Annotated in this window: 19 protein-coding genes and 2 riboswitches; of the genes, 15 read left to right on the top strand and 4 right to left on the bottom strand. The window is 45.2% G+C overall.

Annotated features, from left to right (window positions below; all coding sequences use genetic code 11):
* The first annotated feature begins 210 nt into the window (after positions 1-210).
* The 5 genes from folK (at position 211) to QUA88_RS02500 (ending at position 4,508) form a co-directional block, all read left to right on the top strand.
* Entirely contained in the window at positions 211-693 is a 483-nt protein-coding gene (gene folK, locus QUA88_RS02520; RefSeq protein ID WP_333054993.1) for a 2-amino-4-hydroxy-6-hydroxymethyldihydropteridine diphosphokinase, read from the top strand.
* A 187-nt stretch (positions 694-880) separates the two neighbouring features.
* The gene (locus tag QUA88_RS02515; RefSeq protein ID WP_333055091.1) at positions 881-1,429 is read left to right on the top strand and encodes an NUDIX hydrolase; all 549 of its coding nucleotides are present in this window, start codon (positions 881-883) and stop codon (positions 1,427-1,429) included.
* A 149-nt stretch (positions 1,430-1,578) separates the two neighbouring features.
* Positions 1,579-3,024, top strand: coding sequence for an FAD-binding domain-containing protein (locus QUA88_RS02510; protein WP_333270089.1), 1,446 nt, complete (start codon positions 1,579-1,581; stop codon positions 3,022-3,024).
* Between the two features lie 207 nt (positions 3,025-3,231).
* Positions 3,232-3,843: a Uma2 family endonuclease gene (locus QUA88_RS02505; RefSeq protein WP_333054994.1), complete on the top strand. Its 612-nt coding sequence runs from the start codon at positions 3,232-3,234 to the stop codon at positions 3,841-3,843.
* A 17-nt stretch (positions 3,844-3,860) separates the two neighbouring features.
* The gene (locus QUA88_RS02500) at positions 3,861-4,508 is read left to right on the top strand and encodes a Uma2 family endonuclease (protein WP_333208764.1); all 648 of its coding nucleotides are present in this window, start codon (positions 3,861-3,863) and stop codon (positions 4,506-4,508) included.
* Between the two features lie 102 nt (positions 4,509-4,610).
* Here the strand turns inward: QUA88_RS02500 and QUA88_RS02495 are convergent, their stop codons facing one another.
* Positions 4,611-5,060 carry a hypothetical protein gene (locus QUA88_RS02495; protein WP_333270035.1) on the bottom strand — a complete coding sequence of 150 codons (450 nt, stop codon included), beginning with the start codon at positions 5,058-5,060 and terminating at the stop codon, positions 4,611-4,613.
* 97 nt (positions 5,061-5,157) lie between these two features.
* On the opposite strand from QUA88_RS02495, the gene QUA88_RS02490 reads away from it, so the two are divergent.
* On the top strand, positions 5,158-5,484 hold the full coding sequence (locus QUA88_RS02490; protein ID WP_333054997.1) for a hypothetical protein: 327 nt from the start codon (positions 5,158-5,160) through the stop codon (positions 5,482-5,484).
* A 15-nt stretch (positions 5,485-5,499) separates the two neighbouring features.
* Entirely contained in the window at positions 5,500-7,635 is a 2,136-nt protein-coding gene (locus QUA88_RS02485) for a pentapeptide repeat-containing protein (RefSeq protein ID WP_333054998.1), read from the top strand.
* 166 nt (positions 7,636-7,801) lie between these two features.
* On the opposite strand, the gene QUA88_RS02480 is transcribed toward QUA88_RS02485, so the two are convergent.
* Positions 7,802-9,382: an FAD-dependent oxidoreductase gene (locus QUA88_RS02480; protein ID WP_333208768.1), complete on the bottom strand. Its 1,581-nt coding sequence runs from the start codon at positions 9,380-9,382 to the stop codon at positions 7,802-7,804.
* A 242-nt stretch (positions 9,383-9,624) separates the two neighbouring features.
* Entirely contained in the window at positions 9,625-10,323 is a 699-nt protein-coding gene (locus tag QUA88_RS02475; RefSeq protein WP_333055000.1) for a Uma2 family endonuclease, read from the bottom strand.
* 299 nt (positions 10,324-10,622) lie between these two features.
* Positions 10,623-10,769, top strand: a riboswitch (cobalamin riboswitch).
* Between the two features lie 61 nt (positions 10,770-10,830).
* Here QUA88_RS02475 and QUA88_RS02470 point away from each other — a divergent pair.
* The 8 genes from QUA88_RS02470 (at position 10,831) to QUA88_RS02435 (ending at position 18,098) form a co-directional block, all read left to right on the top strand.
* Entirely contained in the window at positions 10,831-11,550 is a 720-nt protein-coding gene (locus tag QUA88_RS02470; protein ID WP_333270086.1) for an energy-coupling factor ABC transporter permease, read from the top strand.
* Between the two features lie 3 nt (positions 11,551-11,553).
* Positions 11,554-11,874: an energy-coupling factor ABC transporter substrate-binding protein gene (locus QUA88_RS02465; protein ID WP_333055001.1), complete on the top strand. Its 321-nt coding sequence runs from the start codon at positions 11,554-11,556 to the stop codon at positions 11,872-11,874.
* A gap of 8 nt (positions 11,875-11,882) precedes the next feature.
* Positions 11,883-12,683, top strand: a complete 801-nt coding sequence (cbiQ, locus tag QUA88_RS02460; protein WP_333055002.1) for a cobalt ECF transporter T component CbiQ — start codon at positions 11,883-11,885, stop codon at positions 12,681-12,683.
* A gap of 819 nt (positions 12,684-13,502) precedes the next feature.
* Complete coding sequence (locus QUA88_RS02455; RefSeq protein WP_333055003.1) at positions 13,503-14,321, top strand: ABC transporter substrate-binding protein; 819 nt, start codon at positions 13,503-13,505, stop codon at positions 14,319-14,321.
* A 420-nt stretch (positions 14,322-14,741) separates the two neighbouring features.
* A complete protein-coding gene (locus tag QUA88_RS02450; protein ID WP_333055004.1) occupies positions 14,742-15,317 on the top strand; it encodes a Uma2 family endonuclease in 576 nt (191 codons plus the stop codon).
* Positions 15,318-15,360: 43 nt separating this feature from the next.
* Positions 15,361-15,505: riboswitch (cobalamin riboswitch) on the top strand.
* Positions 15,506-15,623: 118 nt separating this feature from the next.
* A complete protein-coding gene (locus QUA88_RS02445) occupies positions 15,624-16,064 on the top strand; it encodes a hypothetical protein (protein ID WP_333055005.1) in 441 nt (146 codons plus the stop codon).
* Between the two features lie 19 nt (positions 16,065-16,083).
* Positions 16,084-16,950: a methyltransferase domain-containing protein gene (locus QUA88_RS02440; RefSeq protein ID WP_333270030.1), complete on the top strand. Its 867-nt coding sequence runs from the start codon at positions 16,084-16,086 to the stop codon at positions 16,948-16,950.
* A 299-nt stretch (positions 16,951-17,249) separates the two neighbouring features.
* The gene (locus tag QUA88_RS02435; RefSeq protein ID WP_333270028.1) at positions 17,250-18,098 is read left to right on the top strand and encodes an ABC transporter ATP-binding protein; all 849 of its coding nucleotides are present in this window, start codon (positions 17,250-17,252) and stop codon (positions 18,096-18,098) included.
* A gap of 156 nt (positions 18,099-18,254) precedes the next feature.
* Here QUA88_RS02435 and QUA88_RS02430 read toward each other — a convergent pair whose 3' ends face one another.
* Complete coding sequence (locus QUA88_RS02430) at positions 18,255-18,956, bottom strand: diacylglycerol/polyprenol kinase family protein (RefSeq protein WP_445242995.1); 702 nt, start codon at positions 18,954-18,956, stop codon at positions 18,255-18,257.
* Positions 18,957-19,087: the final 131 nt, after the last annotated feature.

Raw genomic sequence — 19,087 nt, 5'->3', positions numbered from 1 at the left:
AAATAATATTTTGTGTTATCAGAATGCGCCAAAAATGCAGGCTTTAGGGGGAAAGTTTCGTAAAAATACAACTTGTATGGGCGGGTTAAACCCGAAATCTGTTTAGGAATCAAAGAATATTGATAAACCCGCGCCGCCTTAATCTTCTCTCTTCCTGACATCCGTTACATCCGTTACATCCGTTACACAATCCGTTGCCGAACCTTCCTTATGAAACTAACAAAATGTGCGATCGCCCTCGGTAGCAACTTAGGCGACTCCCTAGCCACACTCTCTAGCGCGATCGTAACCCTAAACAACACCCCAGGAATAGCAGTAAAATCCCATTCAAGCTGGTATCAAACCGCCCCCGTCGGGCCGCCCCAACCCGATTACATCAATGCCTGTGCCATCCTAGAAGTTGCACTAGAACCCGAACAATTACTAGCAAAATTATTAGAAATTGAAATAAAATTTAATCGAATTCGCCGAGAAAAATGGGGGCCAAGAACCCTCGACCTAGATTTGCTGCTGTACGACAATTTAATCCTAGAAACTCCCACACTGACTCTACCTCATCCCCGGATGACCGAAAGAGCTTTTGTATTAGTACCTTTAGCAGAAATTGCCCCGGATTGGGTGCATCCGGTGACGAAAAGTGCGATCGTCCAACTCCTGCAAACCGCAGACTGTTCGGGAGTGCAAAAATTGTAACTGTAAAAAGTGAGTACAATTCACCGATCGTACCAGTTTCAAAAAAAATGCAACCGTAGCTAAGCTGCCAACTGTGATAGTCATCAGTCATTCCCAATCTAAAATCTAAAATCTAAAATCTAAAATCGTATTAGATCGCCTATGATGTCTTAAATCGGTGCACCCTAACATTATTCGCTTGTCGCTTATGTCGATCGGTCAAGAACTACCCCAACTCCTCAAACAACGCCTATTTTACCAAGGGCGCAAATTCAACTTTGACGTAGCCACCCTCCGTCTTCCCAACGGTTCCGAAGGCGAGTGGGAATGTATTCGCCACCCAGGCGGAGCACTTGCAGTTCCCGTCACACCCGAAGGTAAACTCGTCTTGGTACGCCAATATCGCTTTGCCACAAAAGGGCGAATTTTAGAATTTCCCGCAGGTACAGTAGAAATCAATGAAAATCCCGCCGAAACTATCAAACGAGAAATCGAAGAAGAAACCGGATATCGCGCCGGAAAATGGCAGAAATTAGGGCAATTTTTTCTCGCCCCCGGTTATTCCGACGAAATCATTTATGCTTTCTTAGCCCAAGATTTGGAAAAACTGGAACAGCCGCCAGCACAAGATGATGACGAAGACATTGAAACAGTTCTATTCACCCCTGAAGAATTAGAAAAAGCTATCTTAGCTGGGGAACCCATTGATGCAAAATCTATTTCTAGCTTTTTCTTGGCACGTCCCTTTTTGATGTAAATCTGACTGACGGAAAAACCCGGTTTCTTATAAAAATCGTGCGTCCAACCGATAAATATTAACTTAGAAACCGGGTTTTTGAACCCGCTTGTGTCCAGAACTGTAAAATCTAAAATCTAAAATCTAAAATCTAAAATCGAATGTCTGATATATCCAATCTAATTTTATTTTGGCACCGCCGCGACTTGCGTATTTCTGACAACATCGGACTGGCAGCAGCGCGCCAGCAAAGCCCGAAAGTAGTCGGAATTTTTTGTCTCGATCGCAATATCCTAAATCGCGATGACGTAGCCCCAGCCAGAGTCACCTACATGATCGGCTGCTTGCAAAAACTCTCCTCGCGTTACAGGGAAGCAGGCAGCCAATTGCTGATAATTCAAGATGACCCGATCCTAGGAATACCGAGATTAGCAACAGCTATAAATGCCCAAGCAGTATTTTGGAACTGGGATGTAGAACCCTACGCCAAACAGCGCGATCTGGCCGTCTCAAACGCCCTCCAACAAGCAGGAATTCAAGTTCAAAATTTCTGGGATCAACTCCTGCACGCCCCAGATGAAATTCGCAGCGGTACAGGGACTCCCTACACAGTTTATACACCATTTTGGAAAAAATGGAACAGTCAACCAAAAGCCCAACCAGTAGAGACACTGCCGATAACTTATCTGGAATTAATGACCGGATTAACCGCCGAAGAACAAGCAATCGCCAACCAAGCAGGTGCAAGGGAAACAGTGCCAACTGCCTCTAGTTTAGGATTTATTTGGGAAAACCCATTAGTAATAGAACCAGGAGAAGATGCAGCGCAAAAAAAATTAGAAGAATTTTGCGATCGGGCAATTTACAAATATCAAGGACAGCGCAATTTTCCCGCCATTAACGGCACATCCAAACTCAGCGCAGCCCTCAAATTTGGTGCAATTGGCATCCGCACTGTTTGGCAAGCTACCCAAATAGTAATGGACACTTGCAGCAGCGAAGAAGCGTCTACAAGCATCCGTACTTGGCAACAGGAAATAGCGTGGCGAGAATTTTACCAACACGCCATGTATAACTTCCCAGAATTAGCAGACGGCCCCTACCGTCAAGCATTCAAAGACTTTCCTTGGGAGAACAATGAAAAACTCTTTCAAGCTTGGTGTAAAGGCAAAACAGGCTATCCTATTATCGATGCAGCAATGCGGCAGTTAAATCAGACAGGTTGGATGCACAATCGCTGTCGCATGATAGTCGCCAGTTTCCTCACCAAAGATTTAATTATTAACTGGCAGTGGGGTGAAAAATACTTCATGCAAAAATTGATAGATGCCGACCTTTCTGCTAATAACGGCGGCTGGCAGTGGAGTGCATCTAGCGGCATGGACCCGAAACCTTTGCGAATATTTAATCCGGCGAGTCAAGCTCAGAAATTCGACCCGGAAGGGGAATATATTCGGCACTGGGTTCCCGAATTGCGTCGCGTTGATACTAAATTTTTGCTAACAGGAAATATTTCGTCTTTAGAACGCCGACTTCTTCATTATCCCTCTCCGATCGTAGATCACAACGAGCAGCAGCGCAAGTTTAAGGAACTGTACACGCAGCAAAAAATTTAAACATCACACCCAGAACCCCGACTTTTTGAAGAAGTCGGGTTTCTAGCTGCCCTTATTACACCTACCTAATTAATATGTGATATCATGTTCTGTTAATTCCCCTTAAAAAAATTGTTTGTAGTAAGGACTTGAGTCCTTGTTGACTCTATTCGAGGACTCAAGTCCTCACTACGAACTATTGATGGCTATATGAACGGAGAATTTTTCATGATTCAAACCATAATCAAATCTATAACATTTGAAGACTTTTTAGAATGGTATCCAGATGGAAAAGGACGTTTCGAGCTACGCAATGGAGTAATAGTTGAGATGAACCCAAATGGAGACCATGAGGAAGTTACAGGTTTTCTGCTTCGTAAAATTAACGTAGAAATTGACCGTTTAAATCTTCCTTATGTAACACCTTCAACTTATTTTGTCAGACCTCCCGAAACGACCACGGGCTACCAGCCGGATATTATAGTCTTAGACAAACCAGCCTTAATGTCAGAGCCACTCTGGAAAAAATCATCAGTTATTTCTCAAGGTAGCTCTGTTAAGCTTGTTGTCGAAGTAGTTAGCACTAACTGGCAAGATGATTACCTGGTAAAAGTGGCTGAGTATGAAAGATTGGGTATCCCGGAATACTGGGTTGTTGACTATGCTGCCTTGGGTGGTCGGCGGTTCATCGGCAATCCCAAACAACCTACTGTCTCGATTTACCAGTTGGTAGAGGGGGAATACCAGGTTAGCCAGTTCCGAGAGGGCGATACGATTATTTCGTCTGCCTTCGGGGAACTTAATCTGACTGTTGAGCAGGTTTTTAGCTCTATAATTTAAATAAATCGGAGGTTGAAATGGTAACGCTGCAATTAAGGCAAATCATTGTACCACCTGGACAGAGAGTGCTGTTAAATGATGTCAACTGGCAGGAATTTGAAGCAATTTTAGAAGAGTTGGGAGAACACCGTGGCTCTAGAATAGCTTACAGTCAAGGAACTTTGGAGATTAGGATGCCACTACCAGAACATGAATTCAATAAGGAAATCATTGGCGATATGGTGAAAATATTACTCGAAAAACTTGAAATCGATCGAGAATGTTTTGGTTCGACGACTTTTCAGCGAAAAAGTATGTTACAAGGAATTGAACCTGACAATTGCTTTTACATTCAGAATTATGCTCTAATGATTGGCAAAAAGCGGATAGACTTAACTATCGATCCGCCGCCTGACTTAGCTATTGAAGTGGATATAACTTCCAAAACTCAACTCGATGCTTACGAAGCTTTGGGAGTACCTGAAATATGGCGCTATGAAAATAAAAAGCTTCAGATTAATGTGCTTCAAGATGGGAAATATGTTGAATCGGAAATTAGTCCGACTTTTCCAAATCTGCCAATTATTGAAGCTATTTCTCAATATTGCGAACAAAGCCAAACAGTGGGCACGAGTCAAACTCTCAGATTGTTTCGCAAGTGGGTTAGAGACCAAATACAAAATTGATATGAAATCGGTCTTCCACGGACTTGCTGTAAGGAATCCGGCTTATTTACGATCGCCAAAAAGCAATTTTCTCACAGCAAGCGTCCTAATTCCGTTTTATTTTTAATTTCGCTTTTGGGAAATAGAGAGAGAGTAAGGGTGTTGACCTTGAGCTCGATCGCCCACAAAAATAACATAAGTCCCCTTGTCCCCATAACCGGAAAATTCTACATTCCCCGCAGCAGCATTCGCCGGCAGCACGCAGAAACGCCCCCTCGGCCCTTGAATCATCAAACTCGGAGCTCCAGCGGTTTGTACTGCAATCCGCCAGTAAGGCAAATCCTGCGTTACTTCAATGACGTGGTTCGGCCCTTGGGAGACAAAACCGCAGTCGCCACTATTGTTCGGGCCGCCGGAAACTCCAGAAACTCCCAGCGGTTCGGGAAATCCCGGAGCAATTTGTAGCGGTTGGCTCCGAACAGCACCCGCATCCGCTAAAATCATTGCCAAGGCTACGGTCACGATCGAGCTAAACCACAGTTTGCCGCGATCGCCCGGATAATTTATCTTCATGTTTCCTCACACAATGGCATTTGGTTATAGTTCTTTGACGGTAGGGGATAATGGCAGTTCCAAACACATTAATCTAAAATAACTTCCGAATTTTTTTATGAATCCTCAAAATAACTTCAATTGGCAGCAAGCGTTCGGAGAACTAAAAGCTAAAGTAGAACGATCGCGACTCATCACACAAAATCCAGACAGCTATCAAGCCGTCGGAACCTTCTACAATCAATTACTGGACAAGTTTCAAAGACTCCCCAAACCTGGGCAGGTGGCAGCCTTTGCCGTCGGAGCGATAATTGTCCTGACAGTCTTCAATAGCGTCGTACAGCTAATTTCAGCGCTGATGACTCTTGCCGTTCTCGGAGTGCTAATCTACATAGCGTATAAATTGGCAATTTCCCCCCAGTCCTCAAATACTAACGACAAATAATAGGAATTTCTAAATATGGCTAACCCCACCGCGCCCAGCGGCATCAATCAACCCGATCCGTCTTGGCAAACACAATCCAAGCAAATGCCACTGCTGGTTCGCAGGTGCGGCGCTTGGGCTGTGGAAATTTCGTTAATTGCGGCCAGCGCCCTCGTTCCCTTCAGTATCGGGGCATTAGTCAACCAGGAATCTCAAACCGTACCGCTCAATTCCTCAGTAGCAGCAGCATCCGAAACCGTCGCCCGTACCTTGGGCATACCCGTGCGCGATCGCAGCCCCAGAGTAGCACCCCTAACTAATCTATTCTGGTCGGGGGCGCTGCTGGCACCGGCAGTTTTAGCGGGGTGGCAACTGTTTTTGCTCGCCAGAACCGGTCAAACTATCCCCAAACGCTGGTTCGGCGTCAAAGTTGTCACAGCGTCGGGTACTCCTCCGGGTTTTGGGCAAGTGCTAATTCGCGAAAGTTTGGGGCGCTGGGGAGTGCCTCTGGGCGTCGCTTACGGCATTTGGCGCTTGACGGGAGCGTTTCCTGATTTGCTGATTTTAGGGGGGCTCAGCGGCTTGGCAGTGCTCGCAGACGGGGCTTTTGCATGGCGCTACAAACGGCAAACGGGACACGATCGCCTCGCCAATACTTTGGTCGTCAACGCTCGATCCCATCAACTGTCTGCCAATCCTGTCAAGACTCAAGATTGGACTGAGGAAGACGCGCAGATTGCGGCTTTGGTTGTGACTCCACCAAGCGGCCTGAAAGTAAATGCCAGTTTGTGGAATTGGATGCGCCAACACCCAGGCACAACTTTAGTAATAGTTACCGTCGGCAGCGCGGGATTGATTTTAACTTTGTTTGTCGGCACTCTCATCTACACTCAAAGTCAAGCAAATATGCGGGATTCCCGGCAGCGGAACGACGAATTATTTGTGGCTTTAGTCAGCAAATTGTCTCCCACATCGGCTAGCGGGGCATCGGGCAGGCGATCGGCAATTTTGGCTTTGGGGGCGGTGGAAGACTCCCGCGCCCTACCCCTGCTATCGGATTTGCTAGCTCAAGAAGACAACCGGGCCATGCTGGACGCGATCCAGCAAGCTTTAGTCAGTAGCGGGCCGAAAGCTTTGCCTGACTTGCAGCGGTTGAACCAAGCCCTCAGCAACGACCTCGATTCCCTGCGGTTTGACGGCAAGGCCCCGGAACGCGAGTTAGCGGCCGCCCGCCAGCGAACAGTACAAAGGGCGATCGGCAAAATTCTCACAGTGTATAGCAGCCAACTCAACGGTGTCGATCTCAGCCGCACGGATTTAGCTCAAAGTCCTGCCGGCCCATCTCAGTTTACTTTAGTTTTAAACAAAGTTGACTTGTCGGGAATTAAGTTGAGAAATGCCAATTTAACCAATGCCAGCTTGCAGGGATCTCGCTTTTACGGCACCGGCGAAGACAGGCGTCCGGGTACATTTGACGATTGGATTTCTGACTTGAGCGGCGCTAATTTGGAAGGAGTAAATTTGACCGGGGCGTCTTTGAACAGTGCTGTAATGAACGGGACTAATTTTGTGCGCGCTGTCATGAACAAAGCTAATTTGTCAAACGGCAATTTGAATTCAGCTAATTTCAGCAGTGCTATTTTAATTGGAGCCAATTTACAGGAAGCAATGTTAAAAAATGCCCGTTTTACCGGAGCCGATATAGGAAGCGCGAATTTGTCGCGAGCGGATTTGTCCGGTGCACGTTTGGGCAAAGTTAAGGCTCAAGGCGCTCAGTTGTCCTTGACAAATTTGTCTAAATCGGAATGGCAAGGTGCTGATTTATCCGGTGCTGATTTGAGCGGCGCAAACTTACAAAATGCCAATTTGACTTCGACTAAACTCGCCAACGTGAATTTAAAAGATGCTCGGTTGCAAGATGCCAATTTTCGGAATGCAGAGGTGAGTTCGGTTGATTTTCGGGGCGCGAATTTAGCGGGAGCGGATTTTAAAGGCGCGGTGTTTCTGGGGAAAGCAGCTTCGGAGCAATTTATTCAAAATCCCACGACTGGTAGTAAATCAGGTAGATTCCTAGGAGTTGATTTTGCGGAGGCTAAGAATTTAGATAAAAGTCAAATTGCTTACATTTGTTTGCAGGGGGGGATTCATCCAAAGTGCCCGCAGAAGAAGTAAGGATTTGTTGTTAGCGAGTAGGCTAATACAGTTGAGCATTTAAATTGTATATTCACGGCGGGTGGGACACCCCAAAAAAGTTTGATTATTTTTTGACATACAATTTAAATGCCACAACAGCTTAGTCAACAATCAATAATCATGAGGAGTGCAACCGGGATTGAGATTATGCAATAGCATCCGAAGTGACAAGAGTCTCGAATTGCGCCAATAGCATTGCCTCACCACTATTGGGAGTTCCAAAAATTTTAGGTAACTGGCCTGTTTGGGCGAGAACTTGTCTCACTTCTTGGTTAGATACATCGGCTAGATTTTTGTTATTTAGAATGGCATTAACCGCAGCGATACCCACACCTTGACCAACTGCAGCGTTGAATTCAACTATTCTGCCGACAGAACAGGCTAACCCTTCAAATCCCGAACACGGACTGACTACTGCCAAGTTAGGAACGTTTTTAATTAATGCGTGGCGGATGCCAATATTAAAGATAGGCTGTTTAAAACTCAGACTTTTAAACCATCCTAGACTGTTTGCTTTCTCGCCAATACCCTGGATGCCTCCCCGTACATCAAAATGATAGCTAAATGTTGCCAGGGCTTCATTAGCAGGTACGCCACCTAACAGCATTTGTGCGCCAGTTAAAGGTTCTACAACTCCCGTCACATTGCCAGCGTGTCTGATATAAAGTTCTGAGGCATAAGTAACAGAAGTAGCCCCCAAACTCCTCAGCCAAGTTGTAATAAATAACATCTCTCTTTGCATATTAGCCGTGGGTTTGCTCCCGCTTCTAGCTAAGGCTTCGGCTTCGCTGGCTGTGACTGCAAATAAAAGCGCATTCCACGAAAGTCGGTCATTTGGAAGTATTGCTATATTTCCCTCATCTAAAATTATGCCAGTTTCAGAAAAAGATAGTTTTCTTCCTCTAAATGAGTGGTAAGCTACAGACAGAGCCGGCGCGCGAACATCGATGTAATCGTTACCCGCCCACAGAGTTTTGAGATTGCCTTGAGTGTCCCTCATTTCCCGCCGCAGCTCTTCTGCTAGTTTGGCATCCTTGCCTGCGGCGTACAGCAAAAATTTTTGACTCTCTGCATCGGCCAGGTTGGTAAAGCGTTTTAGATAAATATAATCGAATTCTTTCAGTGCTCTTGCACTGAGTCCTTGGGTTTCAAAAACGAGGGTGACTGGAAGTTCTGAATTAGGCAGACCAAATGTTTCAAATCCCTTCAGCTTTCTCACACCGGCAGCTTGAGCTAATTCGGCATTGACAGTGGCATCAATAAATTGCTTGCCGGCATAAACTACGCCTTGAGAGGTGGTTATACTGACAATTTTTTGACCTTCTTTACTGACTGATTTAATTTCTACTTTGCTCAGGAGATCGGCCCCAGCTTTTACCAGCATTTCTTTCAGGGCTGCACTGGCTTTGCGGGGGTCAAGTGCAATTGCGGTGACACCGGATTTTTGTAAGAATTCTTTATAGATTGTCGCTGGTGAACCAAAGGTATCTAACTTTAAAGATTTTTGAAGTTCTTCACTAATCTGACTTCTATCTAAATAAGCAAGACCGCCTCTTACCAAATGCCCGCCAATTCCTTCTTGCAAGCTTCCTTTAGACATCAGTAGAATTCGCGGATAACGCTTTGTTCGGCGAAGATATTCTCTGGAGGCAGAGATAACAGCTAGAACTCCTGGAACTTCATCACCAAAACAGATGATATCGTAAGAACGCAGATTCATGACCATTATTTAATAACCTCTGTTGATTTTCATGTTTTCGAGCTGCATCTCAATGTTTGCCGTCCAACTTTCTGTTTTTCCCAAATCTAGCTAGATACTTCCTGATTTTTGCGATAATATTCACACATTTCTGGAGGCAGAAACCGGGTTTTTTCCAGAAAATCCTCCTTTGAGGACGATCGATCGGGCGTTGCAAAACCCGGTTTGTGAGCGTCTAGAGTACAACACTGAGGTACTCTTGATTGCCATCAGCCCAGATTATCAGGATCTATCCCCAACTCCCGCAATCGCTGAGCCAGTCGATCGGCGCGCTGGGATTCCTGTTGGGCGCGCTGCGCTGATTCTTTCACCTGTTCTTCAGGTGTCAGATAACGTTTTCCATCGGCATCATACCAATACAACCACTCTCTTGTCACCCCAGAATAACTTCCCCTTTCACAACCAATCCCCAAACCAATTTCAGGCATCCAAACTGGATGTTCTGGCTGTAACTCGTACTTCCCATTGACTAACTTGTGTACTTCCAAATGAGGTTTACGGCGGCGGCGGGAAGAATAAATGACGTAATAAAGTACGCCTAAAGCTTGATAAGTGTCTAATTTTGTGCTGTATTCCTTGCGATAAGTTGGGGAAACAACTTCCAGCACAAAAGTAGGCAGAACATTTTCATCCCACAGCACGTAACTGGGGCGCAATTCTTCGTCGTAAAATCGTTCTACTCCTAAACTTAAGAAAGCATCGGGGACAATGGGCGGTTCGTCAGGGTGATGATAAATACCCATATCTATGCCAAAAAACCAGTCCATGCGTTCTGCCCAAAGTATGAGCAATATTGCTTTTAACAACCCTGGTATTAGTTCTTGCAGTTCGTTATCCACAGGAGTTTCATCTGAGTCTGGTAGTTCATCGGCTGAGGGCCAGTGCCTCGGAAATTTGTAATCTAACATGGCGGCTTTCCTCAAAACTCACTAATATTATACCGTTGATTTGTTGGGCAATAGTATTTATGGAACGAACCGCGAAGACGCGAAGGAAGAGAAGATGAGAGGTAATTTTGACTTAGGAACGCGAATTAAATAACTTACAATTTTAATTGTGATTGTGGGATGGGTGTCCCGCCCGTCCACTCATGACGGGCTATAAGAGCCCATCCCACTTTCAAGAGTGGAAGTTATTTAATTCTCATTCCTTAGTTAATCTGAAGTAATTTTTGTAAAAGATTTGCTGAGACTTACGCGATCGACTAAACTATGTGTAACCAGTCGGTTCTAATGGGGAGCAGCCGTTAGAGGAAACGGGGAAAGTTCGGTGCAAGTCCGGCGCTGTCCCGCAACTGTAATGAGAGTTTTGTCGCTTTCTGAGTCAGGATGCCCGCCGATGTGTTAGTTTACATAGTCTCATCTGCGAGGTTCAGCGTGAAGGCCAGAAATCGGAAATTGGTCAGCTTGGGATTGATGGCTGGCTTGAGTTGTTATATTGTCCTGGGTTCGGCAACGCCCGCCGCAGCTATGCACATTTCGGAAGGTTTTTTGCCGGTGCAATGGGCGGCGTTTTGGTGGATGGTGGCGTTGCCTTTTTTTGCAGTAGGTTTGCGATCGATTACTCGTATTACAAAAGAACACCCGGAACTTAAATTATTGCTTGCTTTGGCGGGTGCGTTTACTTTTGTGCTTTCTGCTTTAAAAATTCCCTCGGTAACGGGCAGTTGTTCTCACCCGACGGGTACCGGTTTGGGTGCAATTTTGTTCGGCCCTTCGGTGATGGCTGTACTGGGGGCTTTAGTTCTGCTGTTTCAAACGTTACTGTTAGCTCACGGCGGGCTGACAACGCTGGGAGCGAATATGTTTTCGATGGCGATCGTCGGCCCTTTCGCTGCCTATTTTATCTATCAATTGCTGATGCGAACTGGCAGGCAACGGGCGGCAATTTTTTGTGCGGCGGCTTTAGCAAATTTACTGGCTTATGTGACGACTTCGATTCAATTAGCGTTAGCTTTTCCGGCAGCAATTGGCGGTTTTATGGCTTCGTTTCTCAAGTTTGCTGGCATCTTTGCTATCACTCAAGTACCCCTGGCGATTAGTGAAGGATTGCTGACTCTATTGGTCTGGAATTGGCTGCATTCTTACGGGAAGCCGGAGTTGGAAACTTTGAAATTATTGAGACAGGAGTCATAAGCCGTGAGTCAAAAAAACACAAGAAATCAGCAAGCTACTTCACAACAAAATTGGATGTTGGTAATTGCTGTTATCGCGCTTGCCGTTATTCCCCTAGTTTTTGTCCGGGGTGAATACGGCGGATCGGATGGGGAAGCACAGAAAGCGATTGCGGAAATTCAACCTGACTATCAACCTTGGTTTAACCATTTTTTTGAGCCTGCTAGCGGAGAAATTGAAAGTTTGCTGTTTGCGACTCAAGCGGCGCTGGGGGCTGGCGTAATTGGATATGCGATCGGGCTGTACAAGGGGCGATCGCAGCGACAAAAATCTGATGATGAATAGCCGTCAGAATGAACCATCAGATTGATAGTCTGGCTTATACAAATCGCTTGCGGGGGTTGCCGCCATCTCACAAGTTATCCTTTGCGATCGCCCTTTTAATTCTGTCTCTCGTTTCTGGGGCGATCGTCCAATTGTCGATCGGCTTTTGGTTAACCGTCTGGATCGTCATCTATGCGGGTATTCCGGCGAAACTGTATTTGCGGTTGCTGTCGCTACCGTTGATGTTTTTGCTGACAAGTTTGCCTGCTTTGGCGCTGGGTGCGGTTGAGTTAAGTCAAATCCAGGAAATTCAGTGGGATATTTGGCAAGGTTGGGGCATTAGCATCGGCACTTTTTATCTGTATGTGAGCCGCACTGGAATATACCAAGTGAGCTTGCTGTTTGCCCGCGCCTTCGCATCGACAAGTTGTATGTATTTCATTCTCTTGACGGTTCCATTTACCGAAATCTTGCAGATTCTCAGACAATTACGCTGTCCAGAGTTAGTCACAGAACTGCTATTACTAATGTATCGGTTTATTTTTAGCTTATTGGCGATCGCCCATGAACTTTGGATAGCACAAAACTCGCGCTGTGGCTACCGCACTTGGAAGCGGGGAATGCAGAGTTTAAGCATTTTAATCGGGCAATTGCTTCAGCGAACTTTGGAAAACTACCGTCAAGTTTCGTTGAGTTTAGCGTCGCGCGGCTTTAATGGAGAATTGCGCGTTTGGAATTCTTACCCTTATAAACCTTCGCGAAGATATACATTTGAAGCCGTGTTTGGTTGCACGGTTTTAACTTTGTTAAGCGCGGTACTTCAACGCTAAATTTATTGTTATTCCTGGACGAATGGGGGTCAGAAACCGGGTTTTTTGACCTAATCTGCGATCTAACGCGTCTTTTCGTAAAAAACCCGGTTTCTTTGGTCGGAGTGGGTAAGTCCTGCATGATATTCACGATTAGTGCCGGTGACGGTGGCGGTGGTTAATATCAACGGGAGTTACGCATCACAATCAAAGAAACCGGGTTTTTACAGAATCTGCGGGTTGTAACTGAGATATTGCAGCATTCTCAATAATCTTTTTATGAACAGGCTTTCCGGCTTGTTCCACAAGAAAATTTATCTCTTGTGGAACAGGCCGGAAAGCCTGTTAAGCGAGAATGGTGCAAGATGTGAGTTGTAACCAAGTATTCTCGCAAAAAACCCGGTTTCTGAACACCCGCGCCTCCAGGAATATTGTTGATAATTCTCCTATTCTCGTTAGTTTAGCGGGCCGGATTTGAATAAGGGCGATCGCACTTCTTGCAACAGCTATTACAAATACAGCGGATTCCAGGTTTATAAAGTACACCCCAGAAACCGGGTTTCTTGTGGATTTCTCGCCAGAAACCGGTTTGATTCAAGAAACCCGGTTTCTCTGTACTTCACTTACCTGGAAAGTGCTGTATGACTTTTATGAACTTAATTAATGAATTATATGAATTGACGTGAACATTAGTTGAATGAATAATTACAGTATCAAAATAAATAGAAAAAATTCTGTATCAAGATACTAACAAAAACAACAGCCCGCCCCCCATTATTTTTATTATTGCCATCGGCTTAATTTGGTTGGGCGCCTACAAGTTCCTTCCCGGTTTATTGAATGCCAAAAATTAAAATAGACCTACATCTACATCTACATCGGCAACGATCGCACCCGGAGCGCCAGACGAGCTTTGCCAATAATCTATCAGGATTTGGCAGCTACATCTTTCGGACAGTACCCAATATTAGCTTAATGGCAGCTCCCTTAGCAGAATATGGAGTGAAAACAGCAGCCAAAACTAATATTGCGGTTTGTTATGATTCCCAAGCACCGGATAACATATCATTTAAAGATGAATTTGTGGCATCTCTTACTGCTGCTGGTGGCAAATTAGTTCCCACTGTTTGCGACTTTTATTTACCCTCTTTTAATCCCGAAAGTGCGATCGCCGATGCTGTCAGCAAAGGTGCACAAGGATTGATGGTAGCGCCCCACATCGATCGCATTGACCGTGCCATTTCTCTGGCTCGCATCAATCGAGGCAAATTGCCACTCTACGGCAGCACTACGCTCTACACCTTTCAAACTTTAAAAGACGGACAAAAAGACGTTGACGGGATTGTTTTGCCCGTTCCCTGGCATCCTGAAACTAATCCCGGTAGCCGTTTCCCAGAAAATGCCCGCCAGCGTTGGGGAGGCATTGTGAATTGGCGAACAGCAACGAGTTTTGACGCGACTCAAGCTGTCATCGCTGGCTTGCGGCAAAGCAATACGCGGGAAGGGTTGCAACAAGCACTCAGAAATCGGAGTTTTTCAACAGCAGGATCGAGCGAGGATGTGAAGTTTTTGCCCACGGGCGATCGGGCTGGGAAGCCGATTTTAGTGCAAGTTAAACAAGGAGGAAGCACTGGCTATAACTTTGTCCCGCTGCGGTAAGTTTGTTAAGTAATATCATGTCCAGTCGATTGACCATGATTCCTGTAGGGGCGGGTTCACCAACAATATTTGCCAAAAACCGACAATCTCAAAAACCCGCCCCAGCTTATGTATTATGCGCGATCGATCGGACATAATATAAGTTTCCTAAGTGCGATCGGACTCATATTTTGCATCATTTTTATTAATAAAGGGCTAGTTTGTGGGGTGGGGGCGGGTTTATTTAACCTGTCTGCACCATGAGAAAGCTTTTGGCGAACCCGCCCCTACAGGCTTTTTCTTTTTCTCAGACTATTCGTGGGAATGCGTAGCCGAAGCTGCGGTATCCAAATAATATCGAAATAAAGATAACAAATCATCCCTATAATTAAGGATTTTTAAGATAAACTGAAATGAGTAGATTAAAGGAGAGCGTTGTGTATGATCGCGCAAGTTGAAACCAAAACCTACACCGCTGAGGAATATCTAGAATTAGAAATCAATTCTCTGGATCGGCATGAATTTATCAATGGGGAGATTGTTCTGATGGCTGGCGGCACACCGGATCACAATGAAATTACCACTAATTTAGTTGTTGCGCTGAAACTGGCGTTAAAAGGGAAACCATATCGGACTTTTAGTTCGGATCAGCGGCTTTGGGTTCCGCAGCTTAATAATTATACTTACCCGGATGTGATGGTGGTAGCGCGCCCGATCGAGATGCAATCTGGACGGACGGATACAATTACTAATCCGCTGCTAATTGCTGAGGTGCTGTCTAAAGGTACCAAAGCTTATGATCGCGATGAAAAGTTTGCTGCTTATCGCAGTATTCCTAGTTTTCAGGAGTATTTATTAATCGACCAATATCGGCTACAGGTGGAGCAATATTCTAAAACTGATGCGAATAAGTGGATTTTTTCGGAATATAGCTGTATGGGCGATCGGCTGAGTTTAACATCTGTTGCTGTGGAGATTTCGCTGGCTGATTTGTATGAAAATATTGAGTTTGGTTAATAGGCACACGGCTTTTTTTGTCAAATATCCCAAATAGTGGTAATATCCCCGTATATCGATCGGCTCTGATGAAAAACACACATCAGACGTAAGGGGGAAAGTTCGGTGCGAATCCGGCGCTGTCCCGCAACTGTAATGAGAGCATTGCATCTCTGAGTCAGGATGCCCGCCGATTTGTTTACAATCATGTTTTTCATCTGCGAGGTATGGATGATGGTGAGTTCAATATTTTTACAAATAATCTGCTGTTGTGCTCCGTTTCCCGATCGACAATAACGAAATTTTAGGCAGCGGGAAACTAAAAAAATGCGAATCGAAGATAGTGTTTGGCAGGGTAGTTTTGGCTACTGGCAAAACTTGTTTATTCATCAGAATATTTTGTCGATCGGACATACCGCTTGGAATGGCTTTTTGCATCAAGGACGAGGCTTGGTTGCTTGCAAAATCAATACTCCCATTAACGGCTATGTGAATTGGAGCGTAGATACTATCAAGTACGATCTGGAATTTATTTCCGACTTGGAGGCAACCGTTTATTTGCAACAACTAGAAATCGAGCAAAATACTGTTTCAAATCTGCTCCAAATCATTGATAGCTACGAACCCAAGGAAGCAATTATATTTTTGTCGATCGCCCACGGTCACATTGATATCAATTTGTTGCAAAAGTTGGCAATTTCTCCGGTTGAGTGCTATGAACAGGTATGCAAGCGCTGGGAAGAATTTCAACTCAGCCCTAAATCCTAAAACTTACTAAATTTTCCCAATGTCGCAGCCAAAATCTATCGAAATTTCTAAAGTAACTCGCTACCAAAATGCAGCGCTTAATTACTATTTGGGCTTGACAGATTCGCCCTACCTTCACTACGGCTATTGGGAAACCCTACCTGTGCCCGCTGACGAACTCACGATCGCACGATTGCGCGTCGCTCAGCAAGCTTATACTGTAAAACTGTTAGATGCAATCCCCAAAGGCACTCATACGATACTCGATGTGGGCTGCGGGATTGGCGGAAATGCGGCTTATTTGCTCGATCGAGGTTTTGCAGTCGAAGGGGTCGCACCCGATCCTTTCCAACAACAGCGCTTTCTTAAGTGTACGCGCGATCGGGCAATCTTCCACCTCACGAGGTTTGAAGACTTCAAAGCAACCCATTTCTACGATCTTATTCTCTTTAGCGAAAGTAGCCAGTATATGTCGGCTGTTGATATTGCTAACGGTGCCGCCAAAATCCTCAATCCCGGCGGTTACGTTTTGCTGGCTGATATGCTGCGATCTGATGCTAATTATCAAGAGGGAATGTTCTCTAATTGTCATGTTGTTACGGAACTTCATGCAGCATTAAAGCAAGCTGGATTCACTTTAGTAAAAACTGAGGATATTTCCGCCCATATTTTGCCAACAATCGATTTGTATGTCGATACTTTCCGCCGATATGGACTAAATACAATGATTTATGTTGCAGATTTGATTGCGATTACAGTTCCCCCCGTCCACAAATTCCTGCGCTGGATATTTCGTCGCTGGTTCAAGAAGCTGGTGGTTGAAGGATTGGAGGCAAGTCAACTTTTTGAGCAACATCTCTGTTATGAAATGCAACTTTGGCAGTTGTCAAAATCTGATCAAGGCTGACACAAATATAGCAATTCTAAATCATTTGTGAATTTCTTACTCCCTCCCCTTGATAAGGGGAGGGTTGGGGTGGGGTAAAAAGTTTACGACTCCTTTGTGAATTTCTTACTCCCTCCCCTTGATAAGGGGAGGGTTGGGGTGGGGTAAAAAGTTTACGACTCCTGCAAGGATTGCTATACAATGAAAATCGGTAATCGGTAATTGGTAATCATTCATCGGTAATCGGTAATTGGAGGCATAGCCTCCGGGTATTTATTCCCAGGCAGAGCCTGGGAACAAGGCTATAAAAAATAAAAAATATGTCTGAATGGATTCTAGAATTCGATCGCACTTCCTACTCCTATCCCTGCGGTTCGCGAGTGGCAATTCAGGGTTTAAATCTCAAAGTCCCCACTGGGAAACGCTGCGGGCTGATCGGTCAAAATGGCTGTGGCAAAACTACATTTTTTCTGTTAGCAAATGGCTTATATCAACCGCAACAGGGAATCATTAGCTGGCAAGGTGAACCCTTGCGCTACGATCGCAAATCTTTGATGCAACTGCGCCAACAAATCGGACTCGTCTTTCAAAATCCCGAACATCAATTAGTAGCTTCGACGGTAGAAGAAGATATTTCCTATGGATTGTACAATTTAGGCTTGAGAGAATCCGAAATTGCTCAACAGGTGCAGCAGGCGATCGAGCAATTCGATCTAAGCGAACTCGCCCGCGAACCAATTCACAATCTCAGTTTGGGCCAGAAAAAGCGGGTTTCCATCGCCGATATCATGATTCTCAAGCCCAAACTGCTGCTGTTAGATGAACCTACCGCCTATCTCGATCCGCGTCACACCCGACAACTGATCGGTTTACTTCAACAAATTCACAGCGCCGGAACCACTATCCTTTTAGCAAGTCACGACCTCGATTTCATCTACCGCTGGGCTGATTGGGTGTTTGTAATGGATCGAGGAAAATTGATTTTAGAAGGAACACCGGAAACCGTTTTTGCTCAGCGGGATGTCTTGGAACAATTGCAGCTTGGCGTACCGCTGGCGATCGAGCTAATCGAGCAAATAAGGGCGATGTTTCCAACAGACGATCGCTCAAAAATCCCCGTTTTCGAGCAATGGCAACAACAAATTTTACAAGCACGTCGGCTGCTTTAACGGGACTTAGACAATTGATAATTGGGGTTGCTGATTCACGGTATGAATCACCTTTGATCGGAATTTACAAAACTCACCCGACTTGGTTTATAGCAATTGCAAAATCTTGAATTCCTACCTGTATCCAGTAACGCCCCCCGTGGGGGGAAGTTCAGATTACACATTACCAATTATCAAAAATTGATTTAGGAAAAAGGCGATCGCCCCACTGCCGATCGGCACAGTCAGATTGTCAATTCCCAGCTTGGAAACCGACTCCAAAGTAGCAGCAGCCAAAGCTACAACAGCAGACACAGCCCAAGTTTGCCAAATATTGCCTTGAACCGCCAGCAAAATCAAACTACTAATAGCAAAACTCACCAAATACATAGTTGCAGAACCTTCCCAACTCTTTTGTATTCCCCCAACTCGATAAATATGTTTGCCGTATTTCTGGCCGATGACAGCAGCCAATCCGTCGCCCCAAGTCATCACTAAAATGCCCAAAGCAGCGTATTCCTGATGTTGCAGCGGCCAAAACCAAGCTACGAGAACGCTGATACTAACAGCATAGAAAAAAGTCCCCCAACTCTTCCGGTTGATACTGTTAAGACTGGGCAAAATCGGAACTTGGTAAGAAATTAGGGCGATCGCACCTGCTAAAACTCCCGCCGAAATCCCCACCCAACCGGGTATTTCCAGCCACCAAGCCAGCAAAATCACATTTCCAGTACCGATGTGAACCACCTTCCGCGATACTTCAGGATTGACAGAAGTAAAGCGATTTAACCCCTCAGCGACCAGTAAAATCAAACCCAGCCAGATACCCACGAGGGAAATTTGCAGCCATACAGTGGGAATTTCGGAAAATATAGACACGATATTTAGGAAAAACTTAGAGCGGGCAATGTTTATAACTTTAGTGGAAATAGGAAGGTGAAACGATCGATCGAGCCATAGAAATAGCAGGAAAAACGGGCACTCCTGCTAAACCACTACTATTTTGGCGA

The sequence above is a fragment of the Microcoleus sp. D3_18_C2 genome, from assembly GCF_036702395.1.
GTDB lineage: Bacteria > Cyanobacteriota > Cyanobacteriia > Cyanobacteriales > Microcoleaceae > Microcoleus.
Note: the sequence above shows the minus strand (reverse complement) of the source record. Positions and strands in the feature narration are given on the sequence as shown.